At 38.8% G+C, this 25,176-nt stretch carries 36 protein-coding genes, 2 tRNA genes and 1 pseudogene; 3 read left to right on the top strand and 36 right to left on the bottom strand.

Features of this window, described 5'->3' with window-relative positions:
* Window positions 1–101: 101 nt before the first annotated feature.
* The 25 genes and pseudogenes from MUO15_RS00840 to MUO15_RS00725 form a co-directional block, all read right to left on the bottom strand.
* Window positions 102–473 (bottom strand): VOC family protein, encoded by a 372-nt coding sequence (locus tag MUO15_RS00840; protein ID WP_245032693.1) that lies wholly within the window; start codon window positions 471–473, stop codon window positions 102–104.
* Between the two features lie 175 nt (window positions 474–648).
* Window positions 649–722 (bottom strand) — tRNA-Arg (locus MUO15_RS00835).
* A gap of 19 nt (window positions 723–741) precedes the next feature.
* Window positions 742–815 (bottom strand) — tRNA-Gly (locus MUO15_RS00830).
* A gap of 226 nt (window positions 816–1,041) precedes the next feature.
* Window positions 1,042–1,569 (bottom strand): metallophosphoesterase family protein, encoded by a 528-nt coding sequence (locus MUO15_RS00825; RefSeq protein ID WP_245032692.1) that lies wholly within the window; start codon window positions 1,567–1,569, stop codon window positions 1,042–1,044.
* A gap of 14 nt (window positions 1,570–1,583) precedes the next feature.
* Window positions 1,584–2,180: an XTP/dITP diphosphatase gene (locus MUO15_RS00820; RefSeq protein ID WP_245032689.1), complete on the bottom strand. Its 597-nt coding sequence runs from the start codon at window positions 2,178–2,180 to the stop codon at window positions 1,584–1,586.
* 4 nt (window positions 2,181–2,184) lie between these two features.
* Complete coding sequence (rph, locus tag MUO15_RS00815; protein WP_245032687.1) at window positions 2,185–2,943, bottom strand: ribonuclease PH; 759 nt, start codon at window positions 2,941–2,943, stop codon at window positions 2,185–2,187.
* A 145-nt stretch (window positions 2,944–3,088) separates the two neighbouring features.
* Window positions 3,089–4,201, bottom strand: a complete 1,113-nt coding sequence (locus MUO15_RS00810) for a GerMN domain-containing protein (RefSeq protein ID WP_245032685.1) — start codon at window positions 4,199–4,201, stop codon at window positions 3,089–3,091.
* Between the two features lie 96 nt (window positions 4,202–4,297).
* A complete protein-coding gene (gene racE, locus MUO15_RS00805; protein ID WP_245032683.1) occupies window positions 4,298–5,119 on the bottom strand; it encodes a glutamate racemase in 822 nt (273 codons plus the stop codon).
* A 21-nt stretch (window positions 5,120–5,140) separates the two neighbouring features.
* On the bottom strand, window positions 5,141–5,590 hold the full coding sequence (locus MUO15_RS00800) for a MarR family winged helix-turn-helix transcriptional regulator (RefSeq protein WP_245032681.1): 450 nt from the start codon (window positions 5,588–5,590) through the stop codon (window positions 5,141–5,143).
* Window positions 5,591–5,800: 210 nt separating this feature from the next.
* Window positions 5,801–5,902 (bottom strand): annotated as a pseudogene (locus tag MUO15_RS00795) (LuxR C-terminal-related transcriptional regulator); the annotation flags it as partial.
* A gap of 25 nt (window positions 5,903–5,927) precedes the next feature.
* Window positions 5,928–7,451, bottom strand: coding sequence for a recombinase family protein (locus MUO15_RS00790; RefSeq protein ID WP_318036179.1), 1,524 nt, complete (start codon window positions 7,449–7,451; stop codon window positions 5,928–5,930).
* Between the two features lie 555 nt (window positions 7,452–8,006).
* Complete coding sequence (locus tag MUO15_RS00785; protein WP_245032680.1) at window positions 8,007–8,279, bottom strand: HU family DNA-binding protein; 273 nt, start codon at window positions 8,277–8,279, stop codon at window positions 8,007–8,009.
* A gap of 159 nt (window positions 8,280–8,438) precedes the next feature.
* Window positions 8,439–8,771 carry an NAD-binding protein gene (locus MUO15_RS22045; RefSeq protein WP_396266336.1) on the bottom strand — a complete coding sequence of 111 codons (333 nt, stop codon included), beginning with the start codon at window positions 8,769–8,771 and terminating at the stop codon, window positions 8,439–8,441.
* A gap of 340 nt (window positions 8,772–9,111) precedes the next feature.
* The gene (locus tag MUO15_RS00780; RefSeq protein ID WP_245032679.1) at window positions 9,112–9,270 is read right to left on the bottom strand and encodes a hypothetical protein; all 159 of its coding nucleotides are present in this window, start codon (window positions 9,268–9,270) and stop codon (window positions 9,112–9,114) included.
* Window positions 9,271–9,454: 184 nt separating this feature from the next.
* Entirely contained in the window at window positions 9,455–9,667 is a 213-nt protein-coding gene (locus MUO15_RS00775; RefSeq protein ID WP_245032678.1) for a hypothetical protein, read from the bottom strand.
* Window positions 9,664–9,891 (bottom strand): thioredoxin family protein, encoded by a 228-nt coding sequence (locus MUO15_RS00770; RefSeq protein WP_245032676.1) that lies wholly within the window; start codon window positions 9,889–9,891, stop codon window positions 9,664–9,666. Before MUO15_RS00770 ends, MUO15_RS00775 begins: the two co-directional genes overlap by 4 nt.
* A gap of 194 nt (window positions 9,892–10,085) precedes the next feature.
* The gene (locus MUO15_RS00765; RefSeq protein WP_245032674.1) at window positions 10,086–10,877 is read right to left on the bottom strand and encodes a hypothetical protein; all 792 of its coding nucleotides are present in this window, start codon (window positions 10,875–10,877) and stop codon (window positions 10,086–10,088) included.
* A gap of 64 nt (window positions 10,878–10,941) precedes the next feature.
* Window positions 10,942–11,202, bottom strand: a complete 261-nt coding sequence (locus tag MUO15_RS00760; protein WP_245032672.1) for a thioredoxin family protein — start codon at window positions 11,200–11,202, stop codon at window positions 10,942–10,944.
* A 2-nt stretch (window positions 11,203–11,204) separates the two neighbouring features.
* Complete coding sequence (locus MUO15_RS00755; RefSeq protein WP_245032670.1) at window positions 11,205–11,612, bottom strand: MerR family transcriptional regulator; 408 nt, start codon at window positions 11,610–11,612, stop codon at window positions 11,205–11,207.
* A 454-nt stretch (window positions 11,613–12,066) separates the two neighbouring features.
* Window positions 12,067–12,504: a class I SAM-dependent methyltransferase gene (locus tag MUO15_RS00750; RefSeq protein WP_245032668.1), complete on the bottom strand. Its 438-nt coding sequence runs from the start codon at window positions 12,502–12,504 to the stop codon at window positions 12,067–12,069.
* Window positions 12,486–12,746, bottom strand: a complete 261-nt coding sequence (locus MUO15_RS00745) for a hypothetical protein (RefSeq protein ID WP_245032667.1) — start codon at window positions 12,744–12,746, stop codon at window positions 12,486–12,488. The genes MUO15_RS00750 and MUO15_RS00745 overlap by 19 nt, the downstream gene beginning before the upstream one ends.
* Window positions 12,746–14,881, bottom strand: coding sequence for a heavy metal translocating P-type ATPase (locus MUO15_RS00740; protein ID WP_245032665.1), 2,136 nt, complete (start codon window positions 14,879–14,881; stop codon window positions 12,746–12,748). The genes MUO15_RS00745 and MUO15_RS00740 overlap by 1 nt, the downstream gene beginning before the upstream one ends.
* Window positions 14,874–15,245: an ArsR/SmtB family transcription factor gene (locus tag MUO15_RS00735; RefSeq protein ID WP_245032663.1), complete on the bottom strand. Its 372-nt coding sequence runs from the start codon at window positions 15,243–15,245 to the stop codon at window positions 14,874–14,876. The genes MUO15_RS00740 and MUO15_RS00735 overlap by 8 nt, the downstream gene beginning before the upstream one ends.
* Before the next feature lie 143 nt (window positions 15,246–15,388).
* The gene (locus MUO15_RS00730) at window positions 15,389–15,760 is read right to left on the bottom strand and encodes a cation transporter dimerization domain-containing protein (protein ID WP_245032661.1); all 372 of its coding nucleotides are present in this window, start codon (window positions 15,758–15,760) and stop codon (window positions 15,389–15,391) included.
* A 148-nt stretch (window positions 15,761–15,908) separates the two neighbouring features.
* Window positions 15,909–16,100, bottom strand: a complete 192-nt coding sequence (locus tag MUO15_RS00725; protein WP_245032659.1) for a hypothetical protein — start codon at window positions 16,098–16,100, stop codon at window positions 15,909–15,911.
* Window positions 16,101–16,346: 246 nt separating this feature from the next.
* Here MUO15_RS00725 and MUO15_RS00720 point away from each other — a divergent pair, with 246 nt between their 5' ends.
* Window positions 16,347–16,901 carry a recombinase family protein gene (locus MUO15_RS00720; protein ID WP_245032658.1) on the top strand — a complete coding sequence of 185 codons (555 nt, stop codon included), beginning with the start codon at window positions 16,347–16,349 and terminating at the stop codon, window positions 16,899–16,901.
* Between the two features lie 178 nt (window positions 16,902–17,079).
* On the opposite strand, the gene MUO15_RS00715 is transcribed toward MUO15_RS00720, so the two are convergent.
* The 3 genes from MUO15_RS00715 to MUO15_RS00705 all read right to left on the bottom strand — a co-directional run bounded on the left by MUO15_RS00715 (window position 17,080) and on the right by MUO15_RS00705 (window position 19,718).
* Entirely contained in the window at window positions 17,080–18,042 is a 963-nt protein-coding gene (locus MUO15_RS00715) for an AbiH family protein (RefSeq protein WP_245032657.1), read from the bottom strand.
* Window positions 18,043–18,156: 114 nt separating this feature from the next.
* Window positions 18,157–19,500, bottom strand: a complete 1,344-nt coding sequence (locus MUO15_RS00710) for a hypothetical protein (RefSeq protein WP_245032656.1) — start codon at window positions 19,498–19,500, stop codon at window positions 18,157–18,159.
* Between the two features lie 11 nt (window positions 19,501–19,511).
* Window positions 19,512–19,718: a hypothetical protein gene (locus MUO15_RS00705; RefSeq protein WP_245032655.1), complete on the bottom strand. Its 207-nt coding sequence runs from the start codon at window positions 19,716–19,718 to the stop codon at window positions 19,512–19,514.
* A 534-nt stretch (window positions 19,719–20,252) separates the two neighbouring features.
* Here MUO15_RS00705 and MUO15_RS00700 point away from each other — a divergent pair.
* Window positions 20,253–20,399, top strand: a complete 147-nt coding sequence (locus tag MUO15_RS00700; protein ID WP_245032653.1) for a hypothetical protein — start codon at window positions 20,253–20,255, stop codon at window positions 20,397–20,399.
* Between the two features lie 177 nt (window positions 20,400–20,576).
* Here the strand turns inward: MUO15_RS00700 and MUO15_RS00695 are convergent, their stop codons facing one another.
* On the bottom strand, window positions 20,577–20,969 hold the full coding sequence (locus MUO15_RS00695; protein ID WP_245032651.1) for a DUF302 domain-containing protein: 393 nt from the start codon (window positions 20,967–20,969) through the stop codon (window positions 20,577–20,579).
* Between the two features lie 177 nt (window positions 20,970–21,146).
* Here MUO15_RS00695 and MUO15_RS00690 point away from each other — a divergent pair, with 177 nt between their 5' ends.
* On the top strand, window positions 21,147–21,317 hold the full coding sequence (locus tag MUO15_RS00690) for a hypothetical protein (protein ID WP_245032649.1): 171 nt from the start codon (window positions 21,147–21,149) through the stop codon (window positions 21,315–21,317).
* Here MUO15_RS00690 and MUO15_RS00685 read toward each other — a convergent pair.
* Genes MUO15_RS00685 through MUO15_RS00655 form a run of 7 tightly spaced genes read right to left on the bottom strand, consistent with a single transcriptional unit; the run spans window position 21,314 to window position 25,171 of the window.
* Window positions 21,314–22,093 (bottom strand): sulfite exporter TauE/SafE family protein, encoded by a 780-nt coding sequence (locus MUO15_RS00685; protein WP_245032647.1) that lies wholly within the window; start codon window positions 22,091–22,093, stop codon window positions 21,314–21,316. The genes MUO15_RS00690 and MUO15_RS00685 overlap by 4 nt on opposite strands.
* Window positions 22,094–22,148: 55 nt before the next feature.
* The gene (locus tag MUO15_RS00680) at window positions 22,149–22,382 is read right to left on the bottom strand and encodes a sulfurtransferase TusA family protein (RefSeq protein ID WP_245032645.1); all 234 of its coding nucleotides are present in this window, start codon (window positions 22,380–22,382) and stop codon (window positions 22,149–22,151) included.
* A 22-nt stretch (window positions 22,383–22,404) separates the two neighbouring features.
* Window positions 22,405–23,535, bottom strand: coding sequence for an MBL fold metallo-hydrolase (locus tag MUO15_RS00675; RefSeq protein WP_245032643.1), 1,131 nt, complete (start codon window positions 23,533–23,535; stop codon window positions 22,405–22,407).
* 43 nt (window positions 23,536–23,578) lie between these two features.
* Window positions 23,579–23,818 (bottom strand): hypothetical protein, encoded by a 240-nt coding sequence (locus tag MUO15_RS00670; protein WP_245032642.1) that lies wholly within the window; start codon window positions 23,816–23,818, stop codon window positions 23,579–23,581.
* A gap of 44 nt (window positions 23,819–23,862) precedes the next feature.
* Window positions 23,863–24,258 (bottom strand): DsrE/DsrF/DrsH-like family protein, encoded by a 396-nt coding sequence (locus MUO15_RS00665; protein ID WP_245032641.1) that lies wholly within the window; start codon window positions 24,256–24,258, stop codon window positions 23,863–23,865.
* The gene (locus MUO15_RS00660) at window positions 24,251–24,841 is read right to left on the bottom strand and encodes a sulfurtransferase TusA family protein (protein WP_245032639.1); all 591 of its coding nucleotides are present in this window, start codon (window positions 24,839–24,841) and stop codon (window positions 24,251–24,253) included. Before MUO15_RS00660 ends, MUO15_RS00665 begins: the two co-directional genes overlap by 8 nt.
* 21 nt (window positions 24,842–24,862) lie before the next feature.
* The gene (locus tag MUO15_RS00655) at window positions 24,863–25,171 is read right to left on the bottom strand and encodes a rhodanese-like domain-containing protein (protein ID WP_245032637.1); all 309 of its coding nucleotides are present in this window, start codon (window positions 25,169–25,171) and stop codon (window positions 24,863–24,865) included.
* Window positions 25,172–25,176 lie beyond the last annotated feature (5 nt).

The raw sequence follows: 25,176 nt of genomic DNA, 5'->3' as shown, positions 1-25,176 counted from the left end.
AAAAATCCTGTGATCGATCATGATTCGATCACAGGTTTAATTCCTTTATTTTGAGTTTTGACTTAGAGGTCCTCTTAAAGGTGTCATATACCACGAGATTCTTAATGATTGAATTCAATTAAATTACCATCTGGGTCACTGACAAAAACCTGATGCCAACCTGTTTGATTAGTTGGTTTATTTAAGATTTCAACCTTGTACTCCTCCATTCTCTCGACAAATTTTTCGATATTCCGCACGCGAATAGCAAAATGTCCATCTCGAGAGTCAATGGTTCTCGTTCCTCTTAAAGTTTTTCCTTCGTTATGTACAAGTAAATGAATTTGTGTCGAGCCAACTTGATACCATGCTCCAGGAAAATCAAAATCAGGGCGGTCTTCACTTTCTTGAAATCCAAGTATTTCCCCATAAAAATGTTTAGATTTTTCGATGTCCTTGACGAGTAATGATACATGATGAATGCCTTCGTACATTAAACCAACTCCTTTTGTATACCTTGTCGAGATCCTTTTATAAATCTTAACAAATTCCTTTCCTATCGGATTCTAAACAGAAAAATACTTAACAAAAAACCCTCAAAACGTTGTGGTACCAACATTTTAAGGGCAGTTGTTTAAAGTGCAATCTTAACTTAAAAATTCTTTGTAGTGTCCCAGGCAGGATTCGAACCTGCGACCCACAGCTTAGAAGGCTGTTGCTCTATCCAGCTGAGCTACTGGGACAGTTTATGTATAGTTAAAATGGAGCGGGTGAAGGGAATCGAACCCTCATCATCAGCTTGGAAGGCTGAGGTTTTACCACTAAACTACACCCGCATTTAATAAGGTTTCATTAGCTATATTCTTTCATGCCTCTTCCTCTAAAAGCTTATTCAGGAAGTGAATCCGCAGCAGATTCGGAGAAGTTTCGCTCGTGGCTGAGGTTTCACCACTAAACTACACTCGCAATTACTATGTAAAATTACAACCATGTGCTTTTTTCGGACAAGATTAATTATAGTAAATACTGATCTTTTTGTCAACAACTCTTTGCAGCAAAGAATTAATTCTTTGCTGCTAGAGATGTTTCCATCCTCAGGTTTGACAAGGGTTCTCCATTAACCTGATAATACTGAACTTGAATGTCGTCCAGGGTATCCCACTCTAAAACCGCATAAGTCGGTTCTTCACGGTCTCTAGGGAGTCTCGCACTTCCAGGGTTTATGAACAATTTTTCATTCACTCTTTCTGCTCCTGCCATGTGTGAATGACCAAAGCAGGCAACTTGTGCTCCGACTTCATCCGCTCGGTACGATAAAGGCGTTAACGTTGATTTTATTTGATGTAAATGACCGTGGACAACAAGAATAGTAAGACCGCCAACTTTTACGACTTGTTCATTCTCCATTTCTACTTCAAAGTCACAGTTCCCTTTGGCATAGAAAAAATCTTTTAATTCTTCTGAGTGATAACCCAACTCGGAATCACCACAGTGAATCTTGGCATTGACTTCATGCTGGTGGCGCTTTTTTATTTTAATAACTTCGTCTGTAAGTCCGTGCGTATCACTAATAATCAGTACTTTTGGCAAAAATAATCACCTCATTACGATAGATCTTGTAACCATTCTTCTATTTTCAGGATAGCATGCTTTCGGTGACTGATCGAATTTTTTTCATCAGAAGTATGCTCAGCCATTGTCCGGTCTGAATGTAAGGGAACGAAAATAGGATCATAACCAAAGCCACCTTCACCTTTTGGGTGACGTGCAATTGTCCCCTCACAAGTCCCTCTTACAGTAAATGTTTCATGTCCGGGACGTGCCACAGCAACAGCACATACAAAACGAGCCGTACGCTTCTGATCGGGAACATTATTTAATTCCCTGAGCGCTTTTTCGAGATTCCGCTGATCATTTTTATCTTCCCCTGCATAACGCGCGGAATAGATACCAGGCGCTCCATCTAATGCGTCAATCTCGAGACCCGAGTCATCGGCAACAACAGGAATTTCGAATTCCGCTGCAATTGTCTCTGCTTTAATGGTCGCATTTTCTTCAAAGGTTTCTCCGTCTTCTACAATATCATCAATCTCCTGATCAAAATCAAGTAGTGACTTAACGGATATTTGATACTTAGAAAACATGTCTCTAAATTCTTCAACTTTACCAGCGTTCTTTGTCGCAATCACTAGTTGTTTCATACCATTACTTCTCCGTCACAGCTGTCGATTTATCAATAACCTCAGCCCATTTGCCAATCGCATCTTTTTGTAAGTGTGTGAGCTCAGTTACACCTTCTTGTGCTAGGGATAACATGGTCTGAAGCTGTTTCATTGAGAAAGTTGCTTCTTCCCCAGTGCCTTGCAGCTCAACGAATTCTCCTTGACCTGTCATCACGACATTCATATCGACATGGGCCTTGCTATCTTCTTCGTAGCAAAGGTCTAAAATTTCTTTTCCGTCTGGAAGGACACCGACAGAAATAGCTGTTAGGAAGTCAGTAACCGGAAGCTTTTTTAATACACCGTTATCAACTAATTTTCCAAAGGCAAGAACTACTGCAACAAACGCTCCCGTGATCGACGCTGTTCTCGTACCACCATCGGCTTGAATCACATCACAATCGACCCAAAGTGTACGTTCGCCAATGCTGTCTAAATCCACCACTGCCCGTAAAGCACGACCAATTAAACGCTGTATCTCCATCGTTCTTCCTGATACTTTTCCTTTTGAGGATTCGCGGATGTTACGTTGTTGGGTCGCGCGGGGAAGCATAGCATACTCTGCCGTAATCCAGCCTTTCCCCTGCCCGCGTAAAAACGGAGGCACTCGTTCTTCAACACTTGCATTACAAATCACTTTCGTATCTCCAAAACTTATAAGTACAGACCCCTCTGGGTGTTTCACATAATCCGTTTCAATTGTAACTTTTCTTAATTCATTGACCTGGCGATCGCTTCTCATCGTCAATGTCCTCCCTTTCGTTCTCTCATATATACCTTGCTCATCTTAACATAAAAAAAGGCCGAGAAACAGGTAACACACTACTCGTCTCCTATGTAAAAAAAATGAGCCACTATTCCTTTATAGTGGCCCATCATCTCTATTTTTATAAACTTTCCGGTTCACTAGCTCCATTAATATCAGAGCGTGTTACGGGTTCAGCGAGTGGTTCACCCGCTTCGTTCAGAACTTGCTCCACACCTTCTACTTTCACTTCAACTGCTTCAACCTCTTTCATGTTCGTCAAACTCATGACGAGGCTGGCAAGGGCTGGTTCAGCTACTGCATTAGGTTCTTGTCCATTTAACAACCCCTCACTGAAGGTTACACTTAAGACACCATCTGTAAGTTCTGCACTTGTTACTTCCGCTTCCCCGTTGAACGGCTGCTGTAAAGACGATCCAAGTTCAGGACCTTCAAGGAGTGTTTGTACTAAAGATGTGTACAGTTCACCTTCTGTACTCACCCTTGTTGTTACAGGAACTTGATATACTTCCTGTCCACTTTGTTGAGAAGGATAATATACGGTAACGGCTTTACTGTTGACAACATCCGTATTTCCACCAACTTGAACGTTGATCCCGTCTGAGCGGGAGACTCCTCCAGAAATAGGAGTCCCGCTGACAGGCATTTCCTTAAGTTCATGACCATTAATCCACAATTTCATTCGATCAACATTATCAAACTGAGTTACCGTATAGGTCATCGCTTCCAAGATCTTTTGTTCTTCACTTGGTTGATAATTTTTAAATTCATTGGAGACGTCGACAACCATCGTGCCATTATCTTTCAAATTCATCCCGAGAATTTGTGTTCCTGCTGGAAGAACTGCTTCAAAACCTGTTGGTAATAAGTTCGAGATGGGTCCACCCTTCACTAAATACTCAAGGGACTGTGTAGCAACTTCCTTGGAAGCCGGCAGTTCTACTGTTTGCGGAACGACCATCCCATTAGAATCAATGAGGAATAATTCCCTGGCAACCGTTTCCGTGGTCGCTTCTTCCCCTTCCATACCTTCTTCTACCTCAGCACTTTCTCCTCCACTCCCTTTCTCAGGAGCTGGCTCCTCTGTATTTGTTTCAGGATTCGCCGCCGTTTCTTGTTCTGGTGGAGCATCGATCTCCTCTAATGATTGCTCCCCTTCAAATAAACAACCCGACAGCAATCCTGTACTTAGCAATACAGCAATCGATAAGGGTTTAATACCGCATGTTTTCATGCTATTCCCTCCCATGATAGTTTGTACTATCATATATACGAGCCATATTTTCGTTTAGACCATAGATTTTTAAGATCTAAAGAAAAAAGCCCTGCACTATTTGGAAGAGCCTTGGAAGTGCTCTAGTTCTATAAGCTTCAAAATTTGGATTGGTTCCTCAAACCAACTGTTCGCTACAAGCCTGAATTTTTCCATATCACCAGTCGTATAAAACTCGTGTTCAGGCACCGTATCCCCTTGTGCTAAACCATTATGATAGGCTAATATCAAACTAGCCTCACTAGCAGTTTCCTCACCGGAACTTATCACCTGTATATGGCTTCCCATTTCCTTTTGAACTAACCCTCTAATTAATGGATAATGAGTGCATCCCAGAATTAATGTATCTATATGGTTCATTTCTTTTAGTGGCTCAAGCGTTGAAGCTACGATTCTCTCCGCTTCCGGTCCATGCAAAACCCCATTCTCAACCATAGGTACAAATGGAGGACATGCTAACCCATTCACGCGAATAGAGTGATCAATCGACCTGAGTGCTTCTGGATAGGCCTGGCTTTTTATGGTGCCTTCCGTACCTATAACACCAATACGTTTATTTCTACTGTTCTTTATGGCAGCACGCGCTCCTGGTTCAATCACTCCGATCACAGGTATTGATAACGCAGATTGAAGTTCATTTAGCGTGTAAGCTGTCGCTGTGTTACAGGCAATAACCAGCATTTTAATATCCCTGCGTAATAAATAGTGTACCATTTGCCAGGTAAAGTCTTTCACTTGTTCCTTTTCTCTTGGTCCATAAGGGCACCTTAACGTGTCACCCAAATAAATGAATTTTTCTTTAGGAAGTTGACGCATTAGTTCACGTGCAACAGTTAATCCCCCTACTCCTGAATCAATCACTCCTATTGGCTGCGCCACGCATACCCCTCATTTCTGTTTCTACTTTGATGTCTCACGCATATTTTCATGAAGTACATGCAACAAATGGTTCAGTTTATAAACCTCTTCCTTCGGTACACCACTAAGTACTTCTTCTAAATAATGCTGACGCTTTTCAATCACCTCATGGATAATTTGCCTTCCTTTTTCTAAAACATGTGTACGAACGACACGTCGATCTTTCGGATCACGAACTCGTTCCACCAATTCATTCTTCTCCATTCGGTCCACTAAGTCCGTTGTCGTGCTGAAAGCTAAATGAATATGGCTTGAGAGCTCGCCGATCGTCAAATCGCCTTTATCAAGCAACCATTGTAATGCGACGAATTGAGGAGCAGTAATAGGATAATGGTTTAAAATTTCCCGCCCCTTTTGTTTAATAATCCCTGATATGTATCTCAATTCTTTCTCAACATCCGCGATTGTTGATGTTGTCTCGGACTCTCCCATATTCTGGCCTCCTATATAACTAACGAAATAATCTATATCTATCATTCTCGCGGTTTTATTTAAAAATTTCAAGATATTCTTTTTTCATAAGGGATACGGATGGTCAGTCTGGTCAGCCTGTAAATGAAAAAACCCTTCCAGGTATGGAGTAAAACGAATTATCCACTACCTGAAAGGGTCTGCCCATTTCTGATACCAACACAGTTACCTTTAGAGTTCAAGCTCACCCATCCGTAATAATTCGACTACGGCTTGAGATCTCCCTTTCACCCCAAGCTTTTGCATTGCATTTGAAATGTGTACCCTTAGCGAACCCTTAACATTAATTCGACCAATATCATCCAATTAGATAAGTAACCTCAACCTCACCGTTTTGGAATATGTCAATGTGGTCAATGATCTCTTTGAATACACGATTCAAATCTTGATCCCTGTTATTTAAAGAATTGAATGCTTCCCTGATATTTTTAATTTCGACTTCACTTGTTTCTTCCTTATCATACATATAAATTTCATCTTGGTACTTTTGCATTTCATTTTCAAATACTGATTTTCGCTTCATATATTCCTCTTTATCCAACATTTCATTTAGGTACATATCAACTAGGCGACTTTTTTTCGATTCAATTTGTTTGATTTGATTTTCGAGGTTTTTAACTTTTTTTACTCTGTTTTTACCGAAGCTATTCTCAAAATCAAGCTCAATATCCTCCCACTTTTTTAATAGTAAATTTAAAACAAACTCTCTGAAGTCTTCATATCTTATGGGAACATGGTTTACACACGCGGAGTTACCAGCCCTGCGATAGGCGCTACACTTTAAATATCTCCAGGTAGTTTTATGACCATCGCTTTTTCTACGCTTATAAGAAAGCATTGTAACCATATTCGAACCACATTCTTTGCACTTAAGTAAGCCTCTGAATTCATTCCATTCTGATATTTTTGTGTTATACCTTTTTTTATCTTTGTTATTTGCCTTCCCCCATTGTCCCTTAGATATTATAGCTGGATGATGATCTTCGAATATTATCCATTTTTCTTTTGGATTTTGGATTTGTTTCTTCTTACCGTCAACTTTAATATGCGTATATCTATTAAGAATGAAAGTTCCACATGTAATAGGATTTTGAATAATCCTTTGTACAGTTGTAACCCCCCAATAATCCTTGGTTTTAGGTTTCAGGATAGAACCATCCTTTACTCCCTCATTTAATTTGTGCGTTATAGATTTAAAGCCAATATTATCTATTGTGTACCAATCAAATATTTGTTTAATTACTGAAGCTTGTTTCTCATTTATTTTTAGTTTATGGTCTACACGGTCATAACCATAAGGAACCTTCCCAATATGATGACCTCGCCTAACCTTAGCAGCCAACGAGGCACTTATCGAAACAGATAGTGTCTTAGGGTACTGAGCAGCAAACATGGAGTACATTTCAAATTTCATATCGTTTTTACCTTCATAGTAACTATCATAATCCTCTTCAATTGTGACAACACGAACACCGTGCCCAATCAGTACTTCTTTAATTTCCAGAGCATCTTTTAAATCACGAGCCAAACGGTGAATAGACTTAAATACAACCATTTTTATTTCTCGATTCCGAGCTTTACTTAAAATTAACTGCATAGCTCTGCGCTCTAAAAATAATGTTCCACTTAGTCCATCATCTTTTAAAACAGCATCATCATTCCACTCAAAGTTATTCTTATCTAGCCAGTACCTACATATATCGATTTGGTTTGGAACAGAATCTTTCTGCTCGTCTTTATCAGTGGATACTCGAACATACATTAAGTAAGGATATTCTTCGTATTTAGTAATTTCTTTTTGGCTGTTGTTATTAAGATCCACTTTCCCACTCCTCTCAGTGCACACCTTAATTTTACATTGAGGATGTGTAGACTTATATTACTTAGAAAATACACTTAATTTAAATTTATGATCGATTACATTATAATATAATTCAATCGGTATAGGAACAAATGTTCCTATACCGATTGAATTACATCTTTATACAGATACAAAAAAGCTCTTGCTAATTGCAAGAGCCTTTTTGGTATGTGATACTATTCAGTTGTCTTACCTAAATTTGTTTATTTTAAATTGACACAAAATTCAATTTTATTGATTAGACAAGGATTTAAATAAACATCTGAAAGGATAGTGAATAAGTTGCTAATATATGGAATATCGAGGAGATAATTATACATACATTACAAGTTCACAATTCAGATATAAATTGTGAATTGAACAACAATCTAAACTGCACCTATGAATTATAATGTATCAACAAATCTTCTAGAAAGCTTATTTAAAAAAGAAGTTGGCTTTTGTTGTTAATAACAGGATAAAATTATCCCCCAAGACAAAAAAGGGTCAATGTATAATGCTGATTTTAAAATTATCTTATTTTACTGCTTCTTTAAGGCTTTTTCCTGGCTTGAATCCAGGTGCCTTACTTGCTGCAATTTCTATTTCCTCACCTGTTTGCGGGTTACGACCTTTACGTGCTGACCTTTCTTTTACTTCAAAGTTACCAAAACCTAGTATTTGAACACTATCTTCGTTTGAAAGTGCTTCTGTAATAGATTCCAAAATAGAATCCACGGCTTTACCTGCATTCTTCTTTGATAGCTCAGAATCCTCAGCAACTTTATTAACTAATTCTGTTTTGTTCATAAATTATCTCTCCTTCTTTAAGAATAACGTACTCTTCTTTCTACCATATATATCCGAAGTTATCAAAGGAAAGAAGGATTTTCAAATATATACTTCTGACCCTTTGTTGGTATCTCCGGATTGACTAACCTTCCATCTATAAAATGGTTACGTGTGGTGCTATCTATTGAAACTCTCTATTCCACTATTATAAATTTGATAATACATTTCCCTGCCCAAAGATTCATAAGCTGGGATTATAGTAGTAGCCCCTGCTCTTTTGGCATGTTCCGATTGCTTCGCTGTGAGAATTTCAGTAAGGATCTTTATACTTGGATTAGCAATCTTTGCAGCAATCGTAATCACAATACTGTACCGATCTGCTTCTAATTCCCCTTTCGATGAGTCAGAAGTAATGACAATAGCTTTAGCCTGTTGGATATGTGCCTTTGATAAATCTTCCTGGCTAGACGCATCTCTTTTTCCGTTCGATGAATAACAAACACAGCAAATAATGAGGCCATATTGACAAGCATTTCAAAAATTATTCCTTCCATCTTAATTCCAAAAAGGTGTTCTACAATAACTAAATGGCCACTTTGGCAAGCCTTTACCTTATTTTCTTTCAAGTGCAAATGCCCATGCCTGAGGTGAAATTTTAAATACCCCTAGTAGCTGTAGCCCCATCAGAATACCGACAACGGCAGGGATCCATACATTCAAGAATGTATCCCGTAAACAATGTCATGATGGACTTACCGACAAAGGTAGCAACAATACCGATCACAGCCGATGTGATGATCATACCGACGGTAAAACCCACCGTAATCCGAAGGGCTTTACCGGTTCCCTCTTACGCATGTTTGCCCATATAACCACTAAACATAAACATAACTAAAATCGGTACATAACAAATACTCACGGCACTAAGAATTCCGCCTAACAAAACCAATAAGTACGAGAAAGGAGACACAGCCCAGTTTCCGTCTAATTGGTCATAAATCGTATTCAAAACTGAACCTCCTTCACGTCACTAACTTGATAACCAAGATCGGTAATACATTGTTTAATTTCCTTGGTTGATACAACCTCTGGCTGATAGACCACGGTTGCGCGATCCTGTTCAAAGTTGACATGGGGGATTGAACACCATCAGTTTCCTCTAACGCAGCTGTGACCGCAGCTTGACAGCTTGTTCAGAATAAACCTAGACCTGTCAAAGCGACTTTTTTCTCACCGGGATTGCCGGAAAGCGCAGCTTCCTTCTCGGTTAAAGCGATTTGAACACCGTTACTTAATGTCACATTTTCCGTTTCAGCTGCTTCTTTATCAGCCTCCCAATTCACTGAGGGATAGGCGACCACAACAGCAACAATGGCTAACGCTATAGAAGCTATGGTTTTTTTCATGTCATCGTTTCCTCAATTTTATGGCGAAGTACTTTTTCTTTCGGGAGGCTGGAGAAAACCACTTCTCCGTCGATGACAATCGCACCCGAAGTCATCACACCTAGAGATTCTATGCGTTCTGGCTCTTCCAAAGAGTCAATTTCACCAAATTGTACACTCGGAAAATCCTTTAGGACGTCTTGAACACGCTTTTTTGTTGCTTCACAACTTTTGCAACCGGGCACACCGGACCTCTATCTTCATTGGTCTCGCTCCTTACTCTGAATATTTATGGAAAACCTTCATGATTTCTTCGTCCGTGCGTTATACGGTCTCCGGATCATCGGAACGAACATCGCGTGTCACACAATTTTCAAGGTAATTTCTGATCATCAGACTGCTTACTTTACAGGTCCCTTCATACATGATCCTTTTTACGTCACATTAGGACCCTTTTTTCCCGTTGTTTTATTTCCACCTTTTTATACGCTAAAACTGAACTAAACAGAAATACACATGTAACCAATGAACCTAACGGCAACATCGCTACCACTTTATCTGGAAAGATAAACGGGAGCAATGGAAAAGCGTACACTGCTGGGATACGGACACCAACAATCCGCAACAGAATGTACATTAATATCATATTTATCAACGTTATCAATATAGGTGGGATTGCTGCTAGTTGGGGATAGCCAACGGCCCAAGTTAAACCAATCCAGACGAAATTCAACGCTAAAAACACGACCATGTACTTGTACTGTATCTTCACCTTCTTCTCAAGCCCGTTATTTAATCTAAATAGTAGAACCCCAAGCATCAATATGAAAGTAAGAATGAAAGTCGATATAATAAATGACCATCCGTCTACATCTATCACCACTGGCAGTAAGCCTGTTGCAATAGATGGTGCCAGATTCGATCGAATGAGACGCAGTAAGAGCATCAAAAGCATAAGGGTGATACCTACTTTTCCTACATAAGAAATGGGTAATAGATTAACCATAAAGCCAATGACAGCAGTGAGGGACGGGGCAAAAAGAATCTTTGATGGTTGCCTGATCCATCCGGCTTCTCGATATACCCACATGGCAATCGCCATTGCAGCAAGTTCCGGCAAAATAATTTGATGATTATTCAACATGACCGAAGCCGTAATCATCGTGATAATAAATGTAATGGCAATGACATATGAAATAATTGTTACATTCTTTAAAATCGCCTTATTCACGAAAAACTCTCCTTTCTTGCATAATAATGGCAAGGGTGAGAATCTCACCCTTGCCATTCGTTATTTATTGACCTAAGCCAGCTGCTATTAACGCATCGGTGTCGATGCCGTTGTTGCTGACCAATTTCCCATTGATTGCAACGGCTGGAACAGATTTCACACCATACTCTTTCGCTTTTGCTTCACATTCGAGTGTGTCGCATTTTTTATTTAAATCATAAACCACTACTTCGCAATTATCACAAGCTAAATCTTTCACTTCTTGCACCGAACCCTCACAAACACTACACCCCGCCGTAAATACTTCTACTAATCGTTTAGCCATTTCTAATTCACTCCTTTAAAATTTTTAATAATTGGACATTCATTTTTTGATATCCCAGAACCAGGGCACTTTTCTGCCAAGTCTTCAAGCAATGTTTTCATTTTGTGTAGATCATGGATTTTCGCTTCAATCTCTTTCATTTTACTTGTTGCAAAATCGTGCATTTCCTCAGAACGAAACTTTTCATCATTTGAAGCAGCTAAAAGGTTTTTAATTTCTTCGAGAGTAAACCCTAAATCCTGCGTTCGCTTGATAAATTTAATATCTTCCACGACTTCTAGAGGAAACTTTCTGTAACCTGATTCCGTTCGAGGAGGCTCAGAAATCAATCCACGCCTTTCATAATATCGAATGGTTTCAATATTGACATTTGCTTCTTTGGCTACTTGGCTTATTGTTAATCCTTCCACTTCATCCCCTCCTCAGTTATTAGTATGGACTCCGTACTATGGTACAGGGTCAATAATAAATTTTATCATTTTTTATCAATTAGGCATTATTCCATTAAATGACCGTTCGTATTGTTGAAGATACTCTTTCACACATAAAATCCATATACTTATCAATAACGTTGATAACACGCATACGAAGAAGAGAATTTATTACTGTGAATTTCAGAAATAAATGACGATTTTATTTAAGAGCTATTTGTCATGAGATCAATTCCCTGTAAAAGGATAAATTTTTGATTAGCAACTAAGATCCTTAAATGTTGTAGCATCAGGAAAGTGCGGATTTACAACATTTAGGGAGTAAAAAAAGCCTAATTTCTCGCTTGAAACTCTAAGAAATTAGGCTAACTCTTCACCGCAATTGCACTGGGTCAGTTTAAGATTAAGTTTATTTGATCGTCTTAGATTCTTTTTACTCGCTTTTTGCTAAAACGATAATTCGGTAACCTCCGGAGATGGACCTTTCATTTGTAATTGTACGAAAGGGGACTCCTTTACTGATTTCTCCAAAGTTACGATTAATGTCTGTTCCTATTGTTGTACTAAAAATATTAAATAGCTTTCGGACTATCGAAGGATTTTGGCCATTGGGTAAAAATTTATCAAAAATTAAGATCCTACCGTCTTGTTTTACAACCCGTAATGCTTCCATCAGCGCTTGGTTGGGATGTTCTACGACACTTAAAATCAAATGAAGTACCACAACATCAAAAGATTCATTTTTAAAATCTAGCTGCTCAGCGTTCATCAACATAAGTTGAGTTTCTGCATTTGGTCTTTTTTCCTTTGCACGGGCAAGCATCCCTTCAGAAATATCAATGCCCACAATATTTATATGGTCTGGAAGCAAACGGAGGTCTTGCCAGTCCCTACACCTGCCAGAAGCACGCGATCGTTTCCTTTAAATTGAATGTTCTCAAATGCCTTCTTCCGTGCATTTAGAAAGAATCGATTACCCATAAAAAGGTCGTAGGCCGGTGCTAAGAGTTTGTATTTCGTCTGGTTGGAGGTATTTTTCATTGTTAGAATCCCTCTTGATAGAAAGTCGGTCATCTTAGTAAAATGACCGACTTTCAGATATTTTTTCTGCATTATTCTTTTGTTCTAAGGAGCCTAAGCCCATTTAAGGTGACCAGTAGTGTTGCTCCCATATCTGCCAGAATAGCAATCCATAAAGTTAGCCATCCCGGAATGATTAGCAATAAAGCCACAGCCTTTACAATTAGCGAGAAGCTGATGTTTTGTTTTATGATTTGCAATGCCTTTCGGCTTAACTTGACGGTAAACGGCAGTTTATCTAGGTCATCAGCCATAAGAGCAATATCTGCTGTCTCAAGAGCCGTATCGGTCCCAGCCCCTCCCATGGCAATACCTAAGTCGGCTGTAGCTAGTGCGGGCGCATCATTAACGCCATCACCAATCATGGCCACCTTATGCTGTTCCTTTAATTCCTTAATCGCATTCAGCTTATCTTCAGGAAGCAGCTCTGCTTTTACCTTGCTTATGCCAAGTTGTTTTCCAATCGCCAGAGCTGTATTTTCGTTATCCCCGGTAAGCATGATGGTTTCTTTGATCCCGAGTTGATGAAGTTTCTGAATAATTTCCTGACTGCTTTCCCGAATCGGATCAGCTACAGCAATGAGTAAGAGAATCTTCTCGTTCGTTCCAAGTCCCATTACGGTTTTACCTTGTTTTTGTAGCGTTTCAATTTGAGATGATACCTCGCTATTAAGTCCCGATGACAACAATTCGTTAAAGAGTTTCGGACTGCCGACATAGTAGGTCGCGTCGTTGACTTTGGCTTGAACACCTTTACCGGTCAAAGAATTAAATTCATCGATCGACCAAGAACTTATATCTAATTGCTCATCCTCAGCTTTTTGAACGATGGCTGCGGCTAACGGGTGTTGGGAGCCTTTTTCAATGGCGGCCGCAATGCCCAAAAGCTCACAGTTTTCTTCTTCTTCTAAATAAACGAGATCGGTTACTTCAGGAACCCCTTTGGTCAACGTACCAGTTTTGTCAAAGGCAATCGCAGATAGTGCGCCGGCTTCTTCAAGATACACACCGCCTTTAATGAGCACGCCATTTCGGGCAGAATTCCCAATTGCAGTGACGATTGATACGGGGGTTGAAATCACCAGTGCACAAGGACAACCGACAACTAAAACCGCAAGCCCGGTATAAATCCATTCGCTCCATCCCCCGTTAAAGAGAAGAGGAGGGATAATGGCAATTAAAAAGGCGGCAATAATGACCGCCGGCGTATAATACTTCGCAAAACGATCGACAAAAGCTTGAGAAGGCGCACGTTCAGCTTGGGCTTCTTCAACCATATGAATGATTTTAGCAATGGTCGTGTCTTCCACCCGTTTCGTGACACGGACTTCCAACAATCCTTCTTCGTTTAAGGTCCCGGCAAAGACTTCTTCATCCTTTGATTTGGAAACTGGAATCGATTCACCGGTAATAGCTGCCTGATTGATGGTTGATGTTCCTTTGACAACCAAACCGTCCATGGCCAACTTTTGTCCGGGTTTGACGATCATAATGTCGTCAATTTGAATATCATCGACGGATACCGTCATTTCTTCATTCCCTCGGCGAATGAGAGCTTCTTTGGGTGCGATGTCCATCAGGTCACGTATGGAGTTACGGGCTTTATCCATGGAGTAAGCCTCAAGTGCTTCACTAATCGCAAACAACAATACGACAATCGCACCTTCACTCCATTCCCCAATCACGGCAGCCCCAATGATTGCTACGGTCATCAAAGTGTTCATATCAAATCTAAAACGCACTAAATTGCGAAGTCCTTTAAAAAATAAACCATAGCCCCCGATTACCATAGCTGAACCATAAAAGAGAATGGGTACCACATTCTCTTCTCCCGTATTAAGACTCAGCAACCAGCCTACTAACACCAACACACTTGCCAAGGCAATTTGAATCATCGCTTTATTTTTCCAAAATGGAACCTTCTCGTCAGCGACTTGTTCATTTTCATTATAAATTTTGTATCCTTCAAAGGCTCCTGCTTTTTCAACCTCTTCCAAGGAAGCCTCTCCGTAAACAGAGATTTTGGAAGCACCAAAATTCACTTTGGCATCTTGTACGCCCGGCAAATCTTTGACATTCTGCTCAAACTGAGCAGCACAATCTGCTCAGGTAAAACCCTGAACACGAAAATTCGTTTTTGGTTCTGTCATTTGTACACTGTCAGCCATTTGAAACCACTTCTTCCTGTTGATGCTCTAAAACGGTTGGAATTAAAGATCCAAGATGTTTATTTTTTAACGAGTAAAAAACCAACTTCCCTTCTTTTCGGTAACCTGCAATACCCAGATTTCGCAGTAATCGAAGATGGTGAGAGGCCGTAGCCAGCGAAGAACCGATAATATTGGCAACGTCACACACACATAACTCTTCCTCTTGTGTCAGAGCAAAGGCAATTTTGATTCTCGTTGGATCACCAAGAGCTTTAAATATCGTCACTGTAGATTCAAAATCTATTTCATCCAGTTGGCTTTGCACGCGATTGACCTTTTTTTCATCAAAGCAAAATATTTCGCAGCGATCACTAGAACTCATTTTTCCACCCCTTAATCAAATAATCATTTGATTATTATAATATGCGACACAACACTTTTTATCAACTAATTTACTTCAGCTTGTTAATTTCATTTTGTTTTCGGTTTAGGTTTTGCGAAGATATAAAAACCTCCAGTTAACAATTATTTAACTGAAGATTGTATCTCAACAAATGTCATGAGGCTGTTATGTTGCTGTTGCATCAATTCTTTAATTTTTTCGCTTACATGAGTCATTTCCTTTATTGTTAAATCTGATTGAAGAGTAATAGCAACATCAATAATAACCTTATTTCCCGAAACTCTCGCTTTCACATCATTGACCTTCACTATTTCCTGAACATCCGATAGCGATTCTTTGTATTGGCTTATCTCTTCTGGATCGATCCCATCAGTTAAAATTAAGGCGGTTTCTTTAAAGATTCCCCACGCTGCCCAAAGAATGATTAATCCTATAATCGTACCTGTGACTGGATCAAGCGCCATGATAAACCGAATTGAGAAAAAAGTGTTCAAATCTATCAATCAAAATCTGTCTAGTTTAGTCTAGCAGTTACAACTTGTCGAACGTGGCCCGATTGCTGAACAACTTTATTTCCACTCAACAACAGTGTTTCACTTTTATACTAAAACTACTGTGATGTACACATGCCCCAATTAGACATTAATCTATAATTCCTATTAACACTTTTGAAATCCAGATGCCAATAATTCCAGTAACCCCAACTAAGAATGGAACGATTATCCATATACCTCCTAAAAAAAGTGACACAATACTACCGATCGCCCCAACGGTCAGGGTAAACCAACCAAAAATAAGGACTATACTTGAAATAAATTCTACAATACTATCCATTAAAATCACCCGCTCGTTTATTTTTAAGGTCACCTTTTATCGATCCAATCATAAAATCTATACCGGATCAACATACGTTATCAGTAACGTTCGTTTTTGATAACAATCCTCCAAAGAAGATATTTTGTTCCTCAATCCTTGATATACCAGTTTCAAAAGTCGTATCAAAAACAAAGTATTAATATGTACATTAAATAACCTTTTTGATAACATATATGTAACGAATTTCAAAAGGGGTTACAAAATATGTTATTTGGGTATGCTCGGGTCAGTACAAAAGATCAAAATTTACATATGCAATTTGACGCGTTAAATAAATATGGTGTAGAAAAGAAAAACATCTACTCAGAAAAAATCACAGGAACGAAAAAAGATCGCCCAGCATTTACAGAAATGATGAAGTATCTACGTGAAGGTGATACGGTGGTCGTTTATAAACTCGATCGAATTGGTCGTAGCACAAAACACTTAGTTGATCTAATCAATGGCTTCCAGGATAAGGGCATTAACTTTGTTTCTATTAATGAAAATATTGATACCACAACAGCGATGGGAAAATTGGTGTTCACGATTTTTAGTGGATTAGCGCAGTTTGAACGTGACATTATATCTGAACGGACAAGGTCCGGATTGGATGCAGCTAGAGCCCGCGGAAGAAAAGGAGGTCGACCAAAAAAAGACCAATCCAAATTGGATATGGCCTTTCGAATGTATGATAGTAGAGAGTATAGTATAGAGGAAATACTCAATGCAGCTGACATTAGCAGAGCTACTTTTTATAGATATTTAAGTAATCGTTAGATCCCATTAGTTTTCCCAACGAAGAATTTCTTCCAAAGAGTATGATGTGATTGTTGAAGATCGAGAACCTAATTATAAAAGTATGTTTTTATATAAACTTATTTATGTGATTGTGTTAAATAACATTCCAGTCGGGGTAACCGAAATAAACAAAAACAGACATTTTGTTAGGTTCAATTTATAAGGATGGTGGTCCATACTTAATTAATTTTTTTACTTTATGCCCTTCAGATTCGATAAAAGATACAAGTTCTTTTATCAAATTAGATTCATATGAAGGATTAACAATATAAAAAGAACACCCTCTAGGCAACTGTCTTATAAAATAATTTATTTCTTTTCTATCTACATCAGCACATGAGTGTCCTACGATTACAAATGTATTGACATCAAAATATTTAGTAAAGTCAGAGTAATTTTTAAATAAACCTTGTACCCATGACATCTTTTCATGATAGTTTTCTTGAGTTGGAGGGATTATATCTGGTTGCTTTCTATATTGGGTAACATCGTCATAAGGAATTGAGGTAATATATCCATTTCCATTTTCATCTAAAACCTGGTTACCAGTTAAGGAAGAGCTCCAAGCAGAATCTTCATCTCCAAAGCCAATACCAATGGGTAACTCGAAATCTATAGAACCGTGTGGTTTGAAAAATGGAACTCCGCCTCGTTCATTATTAGTGCCCATTCTAAAATAACCTCTCGAAGGATCAGCAAATCTAAAAGTTTTTTCCAGAATCAAATCATAATTAAAAGATACAAAACCTACAATATCTTTTCTATATTTTTTCATCCATTTCATCCATGACCAATCAAATAACTTATATTTGTCAATTTCTAGTTGAAGTGTTGAATATGATAAAGCCAAAAATTTTCTGAGATCAGACTCTTTTGAGCCATTATCCCAATTGCCATAATTCAGGAATTGATTCATCGCATCAAAATCTGATTGATTTTGAGAAAGAGGCAATAATTCATCTTCTATAGATCGTAACTGATGAATAAAAGAACTAAAATCTATATCAGGGCTATGAAAAGATTTTAGAGGAGAAGCAGGATCAATATCTAGAGCCAAGTGCTTAATAAGGTCAATCGTCAAACCGTTTCCTGCTAGAACACAAATTCTCCTTTTCCGCATGACCATCCCTCATTACATTAAAAATTGTTCTGCTGATGAATAAAGTAAGCCTTATTATAAGTTTCACTTAGTGTAATACATTTACCAAATTTGTCCGGTTAGTTTAATAACAATTTAATAACTTTTTTCCAAAAGGGGTTTATGGAAAGGCTTTTTTATTGAGTAGAAAACCATTTTATTATTAGATGCGGGGACGAAATGAATACCAACCTCAACTTCATCGTCTTCGTCCATATGTTCGACAAGGTTTTCAAGTTTACGTACCTTTGTTAATTTAACATTGTCAAAGTCTTGATAAAAGGTATGACCGGTCACATCAAAGTGGCAGCCGAATAGATCGATAGTTTGTATTCCAATCTGAAATGTTGATTTTAGTCCTTCTTTAGTTTCTTTATGATGGTAAATTATATTTTGCACAGAATTTTTACTACTCGTCCTAAAAGTAAGATTATTAAATGTTTCTTCGATTTTCTCTCCAGAGCTGATGAGGTACAAGTAATCTAAAGCATCTTCCTCGTCTTTAGTGACTTCTCGATTAGGTAAAGTGAATTCTACTCCAAAATTTTCTTCAATTTCTCTTAACTTTTCTAGAAAACGAATTTCATAATCAATCCCAGAGATTGTCTCCTCAGCTTTATATGTATTGTTCGCAACGAATATATCACTATCCTGTTCTAAGTCTCGCATTGCAATTTTCGTCGGCCTAGAAGTTTTCTGTATAAACAAACAATAGTTTAGATTTGCCATAACATTCTTGCTATATTCTTCACGGATAGAATAGTTGAAATTGATTTTTGACGAATTACTATCTATAAAAATTTTCAATAAGTAAGGGACTTGTTGTTGTTCGTTTGAGAAATATAATATATTTTTGTCTTGATCATAGTCATATGTTCTTAACAATACGTAGTCTAATATAGATACATATTCATCTTTGAAATATAGCTTCACCGGAATGATTGGAGGTTCTTCGGAAGCAGAAATTATCCATTTACCTGTAGGAGGGAGTTGCTTTAATTCAGAACCCACGTGATTACCATCTATAAAAACATCTAGTGACAGCATTTCAACTTCTATCCCTTGTCCTTTGAAATAGTCTTCTTCAAGTAATCTCATTAAGGATTTTCCCTTGTATTCCTCTTTCTTTACAACACTAAATTTACCTTTCGTTTCCATAGGATAACGTTCTAATGAGTCTGGACTTACAGGAACATGAGTGAATATCATACGATCCCCTACCATTTTACTCCCAAACTTATACCATGGAGCATAAGGATGTTTATTCTGAGCTAACTGTAAACCCTGGTTCATTTCATCTGCTGCTTCAACTACTTTTCCCTTTTCCAAAAGTTCATGAATTCGCTCCATACTTCTTTGATTAATCATATTTATAGTAGAAGATTGTCCAACCCCTTTTTGGTTAACAGTTATCCTTTGATCTTTTATTTCATCTGACATAAAAACACTCCTTACTCCCTATCTCGATAATTATTAATTTCCGATTTTTGCCCTATTCCCTTTTGATTGACGTTAGTGCTTTTATCTATCGTTGAACTTTGATCAACTTTATATATTTTTTTAGCATAGAAAAATCCTCCAGATCCACCGGTGATAAGACCAGCAATGACACCTATTAAAAGGGCCCCTGTAAACGTTGAAGGGTCTAGTAATCCCATATTGTTTACCTCCATTTCTTATATTGTACATCAACTTAAATAAAACCGATGCAACTTTTTTTATGTTAAGATATACGTTTTTATGTACAAATGGTTTCAAATGACGACTTATCCATAATCCCCCTCCGTTTACGGAACAATTCCATCTGGAAAAGGCTCATTTTTCATTATTATATTATGGCCACTCCATAATCCGACTTTATTTTTCAAAGCAATATCTTCACAACCATAGGCTTCTAACTCTCAAGCCTGACGGTCTAAATTTTGCTCGTTGAAACATAACCATGCGTATCCAAATATCATGATTTTCACCTCAATTATGTTGAACAACCCTGAATGGACATTTCACACCCCTGATATTACAGGGTTTTTATTTGTCTGCACAGGGTGTACTCTAAAGAACATTGAAAGCTAAAGAAAGCACATGTATTGGAGGTATCCATATAATAATGTGAAAACACCCATTATAGGAGTGATGAAAAATTGTATTCTCAGCCCCCACATTATTACCCTTATTACACAGGACGAACGGAAATGAATATGCCGATGATGGAAATGGACAAAATGGATCAAATGAAACAAATGATGATGGAACATATGAAGACAACCAGACAAATTAAAGAAAAAGTGGATATGATTGATGAGCGACTAAAGAGAATGGAAGGAATGAAGATGCGGTAGTTAACCAACTATCGTATTTTTTTGTAATATCAGTAACGCGAGATGGCCAGGAGGTATATGCCATTTCATATTCCTCCTGTCTGATACCTTAAAGCCCAATTCATCGATTATAAAAACCAATAAATTGGGCTTTCGTTGCTCACAAATGTGCTTTTTAAATTGAATAAGTCTACATAGTTACTCCTCGGTGGCTGCTTTGTCCATACATGTCACAAGCTTAGATTCAATGTCTTCTGCAAATGCTTTTAATGATTCGTCTCCTGTAAGATCAATAAGCGCCGTTGGCCTCGGCATCCCTATATTGGTCTTCCCTTGATCTTCATATACAACAATTTTACAAGGTAGAAAGTAACCAACCATATGATTCTGTGTTAAAACTTCTTTTGCCGCCTCAGGATTACAAACTTCAAGCACTCTGTAGTTGCGATCGTAATCGAATCCTTTTTTCTCCAGAGTCTCCTTAATATCGAAATCCCATAGAACCCCAAACTTTTCGTCCTTCAGTATCCCTTCTAACACTTGTACTGTTTCCCCAACCGAATGATTGGCCTCCACTGTATAATGAAACATCAAACTATCCCCTTTCTTATAACTCTTAATAAAAATCCCCTTTAACGTATCATCTTAAACCAATTTTGCCTTAATGGCATAGTTGTCAATCGTTTTCATCATTTCTATTTTCCTGGTATAATACCAAGTATACAGATTGGTTTTGATATATTTATTATATATGAGGAGGTTTAAAGAATGGTCATAAAGAATCTTTTTACTGAAAAATGCCCAAAATGCAAAGAACCATTAACAATCGGCCAAACGAGCCTACTCTCTAGCCAAATTGTTAAATCCTGCCCACAAGGCCATTACGAAAAAGAATATCATCCTGCACTTGGCTCCTATATTGAGACCGTTAAAAATTAATATAAAATATCAAACCAGATTTTAATCGTTGTAGCTAAAATTAATAATGCCAATATTCTTTGCAAATACTTGCTATTGATCTTTTTACCTACTGTTGCACCTAGCGGTGAGGCAATCAAGCTAGCTACAACCATGACAAGGGCTGGAATGAATGGAACTTGGCCTGTTGCTATTTTCCCCGTTGTTGCACCGATGGAGGAAATAAACGTTACCGCTAATGAAGTAGCGATCGTAATTCTTGTTGGAATTTTTAAAACAACTAACATGATAGGAACGAGAAGAAAAGCCCCGCCTGCACCAACAATGCCTGCACCAATCCCGACAGCAAAGGTCAGAACAGCTGCCACTATTTTGTTATAATCGAGTGGCTCAATATGGGGTTCATCTATTCCTTCTTTACGGACGAACATCATAACAGTAGCCATGACAGCCAATGTTCCGTATACAAGGTTGATCCCTTCTTCGGTTAGTAAGCGAGAGCCAAACCCACCGATCAAACTCCCAATTAAAATGCTGATCCCCATGGTTACAATCAAACTTTTGTTTAAATAACCACCTTTTCGGTAGACCCAAACCCCTGATAATGTCGCAAAAAACACCTGTACAGCTACAATACCTGAGACTTCATAAGCATTAAATCCTGCAAATCCCAATAAGACCGGGATATACAGCAACATGGGGTAGTTGATAATGGCGCCGCCGATGCCTAGCATTCCGGACAATAAGGACCCTATAAAGCCAATGAGAAATATCGTTACAATAAAAGCTAGGTCCATCCTCTCCCCCCTTAATCAATAAAAAGGGCCACAATGGACCCTTGTTCATTGCTGTTTAACCTTTTTTAATCCAAAACTTCAAAACGCCTTCTTCTTCTGTATCTTGCAGTAATTCATGATTACCTGACTTGGCCCATGCGGACAGATCACTTTTTGCTCCTTTATCCGTGGCATGGATCTCCAGCACCTGTCCGGCATCCAATTGATCGATGGCTTTCTTTGTTTTGACGATTGGCATCGGGCAAGCCAGCCCTTTAGCGTCTAATGTTTGGTCTGCTTTGATACTCATTTTTTATTCCTCCTTTGATTGATTAACCGTTTACGGCACAGCGGTTTGGTCCAATTTCCATTTCGCTTTGTTTTGATTCATCAGGCGTTTGTTGCCCCATGTTTGTTTCACGAATGTCCTGGTAACTATTTGGTTGTGGCGGAAGATTTTCAGATACTTGCTTTTTGAAAGTGGATTCATCATCAATCTTCAACCCTGGATTTTCTTGATACAACGTACCCAGTGTTGCTTGAACGCTACCGTCCTTATTCAGTTCACTCGGCTGTCCAAAGTGTGCCGGAAGAACAATCAACTGATCAGACAATTCTTTATATCGTTGATATAGTGTCTCTCGAAGATAGCTCGCCCAATCTCCTGCCTTCCCGGCCAAATCTGGTCGGCCGATGGAGGCGACAAACAAAATATCACCAGTTAACAAGTACTGATCATTGACGATGAGGGACGTGCTGCCAATAGTATGCCCCGGTGAATAAAGCACTTCGACTTTTACTTCTCCATTGCCAAAGACAATATCGCTTTCTTCTTTCAATGGTTGATAGGAGAAGTTCACGGATTCTGCATCTTTTGGTGGCAACCAATAAGTGGCTCCCGTTTTTTCTTGAAGCGTACGTCCTCCGGAAATATGATCCGCATGCAAGTGTGTGTCGATTACATGCTTGATCGTAAGGTTTTTCTCAGCGGCAAAGTCTTCATAAACCTTAATGTCTCTTGCCGGGTCGACAATCACTGCTTCACCGTCCGATTCAATCAAATAAGATAGGCAGCCTTTCCCGATTCGAACAAACTGATAAAGACGACCGCCTGAGACAGTTCCGATCTCCAAGGGTTCAAGATGTTCACTCCAGCTTTTCATACCGCCTTCCATAAACATCACATCATCAAACCCGGCCTCCACAACCATTTCTCCTACAAATTCTGAAGAGCCTTCTTTTGCACAAACAACGAGAATTTGTTGGTCCTTTGGAAGTTTATCAATGATTGGGTCCACACCCTCTAATAATTCAAAATACGGTTTATTGATGACTTCCACTTGGGGACCTTCAATCCGCCAATCATTAAATTCAGATTCGTTACGAACATCCAATATAAATAATCCATCTCGGTTGATCACTTTTTGTGCGATTTCCTTTGCTGTAGCTTTTCGTAATGACATCGTTATTGATCCTCCTTTACTTCGAAATTGTATCGTTCATTGATCACTTTTTTCTATTTGCGAGCTTTACAGCCGTATAGACAACGACCCCAATTAATGCAAGGAAAATCAGCATGCCAAGGAATCCAAATCCGAACATGCCATTATCCATCATCGTCGAACCGTTGATCATATTGGATCCATCACTGTTCTGACCATGATCTTCACTTGCAAATACTAACCTTCCGGTATTATTCGAAAACAGCCAAACCATAACGGTTAAAAAGCTTACCCATACTTTCATTTTGCTTCCCTCCTACTAGAAGGATTTGTCTTCCCTCAACTTTTTTAAAATGTCAGTGAGATATTGGCATCCTGCGCATATTCAATAAATGTTGCAGCTCCGCCGACTTCAATACCTTCAATAAAGTCCTCTTTTTCTAGGCTCATCGCATCCATGGTCATTTGACAGGCAATCAGTTTAACATCAAGTTCTTTGGCCACTTCGAGCATTTCCTCAATCGGAGGCACGTTTGTTTTTTTGAACCCCTCCTGAAAATGTTCCTTTCCTTCTGGAATCGGCAGGTTTTTATGCGCTTCCTTATGAATCAGATTCAGCCCTTCAAAGGTGAAGAAAATCCCTACCTCTGAATCAGAAGCTGCTGCAGCTGTGGCAACGTTAAACACCTTGTATGCATCAAACAATCCTCCATTGGCGGCAATAATCGCAACTTTTTTACTCATCTTCATTTCCTCCTTCATGTTTTTCAACCGGACCGTCCCATTCCGTCATGCCCGGGGTAACATTTTTAACGTTTTTAAATCCTTGTTCTGACAACCTCTGTGCAGCAAAATCGCTCCGGTTACCGGTACGGCATATCACGTGAATATCATCCTCCTGATGTAAATCGTTAATATGCTCATCTAAATCACCAAGCGGAGTCGATTTCGCCCCCTGAATATGACCAAAGGCATATTCAGCCGGTTCACGTACATCCAGAATCGTCATCTTTTCCTCCCCATTTATTTTCTCCTTCAATTCTTCTAATGAGGTAACATACGGATGCTTCGTCGGTTCTTTCGTCTCTTCGGGATCGGACTTCCTTAAATAATGCTTCAATACGTCCCCTTCTTCGACGGTTCCAAGGTATTGTTCTCCTGTACTTTTAGCCCATGCTTGAATGTCTGCTGTGGATCCTTTGTCTGTTGCCTGAACTTCAATCACCTGCCCCGGCTCAAGATCATTCAACGTCTTTTTTGTTTTGACAATCGGCATCGGACAGGCGAGACCTTTCGCATCAAGAACATGGTTTGCTTTGATATCCATTTCACTACCTCCTAAATAAAATTACTCACGTTCACCTTTCCATTTCATCATACCGCCACTCATATTCAGTACCTTAAAACCATTTTGTTTTAACAGCTTTGCTGCTTTTCCACTCCTGTTACCCGAACGGCAAATAAGGATATATTCTTTTCCTTTTTCGATTTCACTCATTCGCTCTGGTAGCTCATGCAAAGGAATGTGCAGTGCACCTGGTATTTTCCCGCTATCTACCTCGTCTTTTGTCCGGACATCGATCAAATGTACCTTTTCGGCTTGCTGCTTACGTGTCAACACATCATCTGCAGAAACCGTCTCAACAGAACCAAACATGATCT

The sequence above is a fragment of the Halobacillus amylolyticus genome (assembly GCF_022921115.1).
GTDB classification, from domain to species: Bacteria; Bacillota; Bacilli; order Bacillales; family Halobacillaceae; genus Halobacillus_A; species Halobacillus_A amylolyticus.
The sequence above is the reverse complement of the archived record's forward strand: the minus strand, read 5'-3'. Positions and strand labels throughout refer to the sequence as shown.

What these genes read in the sequence shown, in the direction of transcription:
- MUO15_RS00685 (WP_245032647.1), bottom strand. Translation starts at nt 22,093, where the DNA reads ATGGACCTAGCTTTTATTGTAACGATATTTCTCATTGGCTTTATAGGG.
- rph (WP_245032687.1), bottom strand. Translation starts at nt 2,943, where the DNA reads ATGAGAAGCGATCGCCAGGTCAATGAATTAAGAAAAGTTACAATTGAA.
- MUO15_RS00785 (WP_245032680.1), bottom strand. Translation starts at nt 8,279, where the DNA reads ATGAACAAAACAGAATTAGTTAATAAAGTTGCTGAGGATTCTGAGCTA.
- MUO15_RS00675 (WP_245032643.1), bottom strand. Translation starts at nt 23,535, where the DNA reads ATGTCATTACGAAAAGCTACAGCAAAGGAAATCGCACAAAAAGTGATC.
- MUO15_RS00690 (WP_245032649.1), top strand. Translation starts at nt 21,147, where the DNA reads ATGGTCATAAAGAATCTTTTTACTGAAAAATGCCCAAAATGCAAAGAA.
- MUO15_RS00670 (WP_245032642.1), bottom strand. Translation starts at nt 23,818, where the DNA reads ATGAAAGTATGGGTAAGCTTTTTAACCGTTATGGTTTGGCTGTTTTCG.
- MUO15_RS00760 (WP_245032672.1), bottom strand. Translation starts at nt 11,202, where the DNA reads ATGGCTAAACGATTAGTAGAAGTATTTACGGCGGGGTGTAGTGTTTGT.
- MUO15_RS00655 (WP_245032637.1), bottom strand. Translation starts at nt 25,171, where the DNA reads ATGTTTGGTTCTGTTGAGACGGTTTCTGCAGATGATGTGTTGACACGT.
- MUO15_RS00840 (WP_245032693.1), bottom strand. Translation starts at nt 473, where the DNA reads ATGTACGAAGGCATTCATCATGTATCATTACTCGTCAAGGACATCGAA.
- MUO15_RS00715 (WP_245032657.1), bottom strand. Translation starts at nt 18,042, where the DNA reads ATGCGGAAAAGGAGAATTTGTGTTCTAGCAGGAAACGGTTTGACGATT.
- MUO15_RS00700 (WP_245032653.1), top strand. Translation starts at nt 20,253, where the DNA reads ATGAATATGCCGATGATGGAAATGGACAAAATGGATCAAATGAAACAA.
- MUO15_RS00720 (WP_245032658.1), top strand. Translation starts at nt 16,347, where the DNA reads ATGTTATTTGGGTATGCTCGGGTCAGTACAAAAGATCAAAATTTACAT.
- MUO15_RS00800 (WP_245032681.1), bottom strand. Translation starts at nt 5,590, where the DNA reads ATGGGAGAGTCCGAGACAACATCAACAATCGCGGATGTTGAGAAAGAA.
- MUO15_RS00775 (WP_245032678.1), bottom strand. Translation starts at nt 9,667, where the DNA reads ATGAAAAAAACCATAGCTTCTATAGCGTTAGCCATTGTTGCTGTTGTG.
- MUO15_RS00710 (WP_245032656.1), bottom strand. Translation starts at nt 19,500, where the DNA reads ATGTCAGATGAAATAAAAGATCAAAGGATAACTGTTAACCAAAAAGGG.
- MUO15_RS00705 (WP_245032655.1), bottom strand. Translation starts at nt 19,718, where the DNA reads ATGGGATTACTAGACCCTTCAACGTTTACAGGGGCCCTTTTAATAGGT.
- MUO15_RS00665 (WP_245032641.1), bottom strand. Translation starts at nt 24,258, where the DNA reads ATGAGTAAAAAAGTTGCGATTATTGCCGCCAATGGAGGATTGTTTGAT.
- MUO15_RS00810 (WP_245032685.1), bottom strand. Translation starts at nt 4,201, where the DNA reads ATGAAAACATGCGGTATTAAACCCTTATCGATTGCTGTATTGCTAAGT.
- MUO15_RS00820 (WP_245032689.1), bottom strand. Translation starts at nt 2,180, where the DNA reads ATGAAACAACTAGTGATTGCGACAAAGAACGCTGGTAAAGTTGAAGAA.
- MUO15_RS00660 (WP_245032639.1), bottom strand. Translation starts at nt 24,841, where the DNA reads ATGGATATCAAAGCAAACCATGTTCTTGATGCGAAAGGTCTCGCCTGT.
- MUO15_RS00680 (WP_245032645.1), bottom strand. Translation starts at nt 22,382, where the DNA reads ATGAGTATCAAAGCAGACCAAACATTAGACGCTAAAGGGCTGGCTTGC.
- MUO15_RS00725 (WP_245032659.1), bottom strand. Translation starts at nt 16,100, where the DNA reads ATGGATAGTATTGTAGAATTTATTTCAAGTATAGTCCTTATTTTTGGT.
- MUO15_RS00745 (WP_245032667.1), bottom strand. Translation starts at nt 12,746, where the DNA reads ATGCAGAAAAAATATCTGAAAGTCGGTCATTTTACTAAGATGACCGAC.
- MUO15_RS00735 (WP_245032663.1), bottom strand. Translation starts at nt 15,245, where the DNA reads ATGAGTTCTAGTGATCGCTGCGAAATATTTTGCTTTGATGAAAAAAAG.
- MUO15_RS00695 (WP_245032651.1), bottom strand. Translation starts at nt 20,969, where the DNA reads ATGTTTCATTATACAGTGGAGGCCAATCATTCGGTTGGGGAAACAGTA.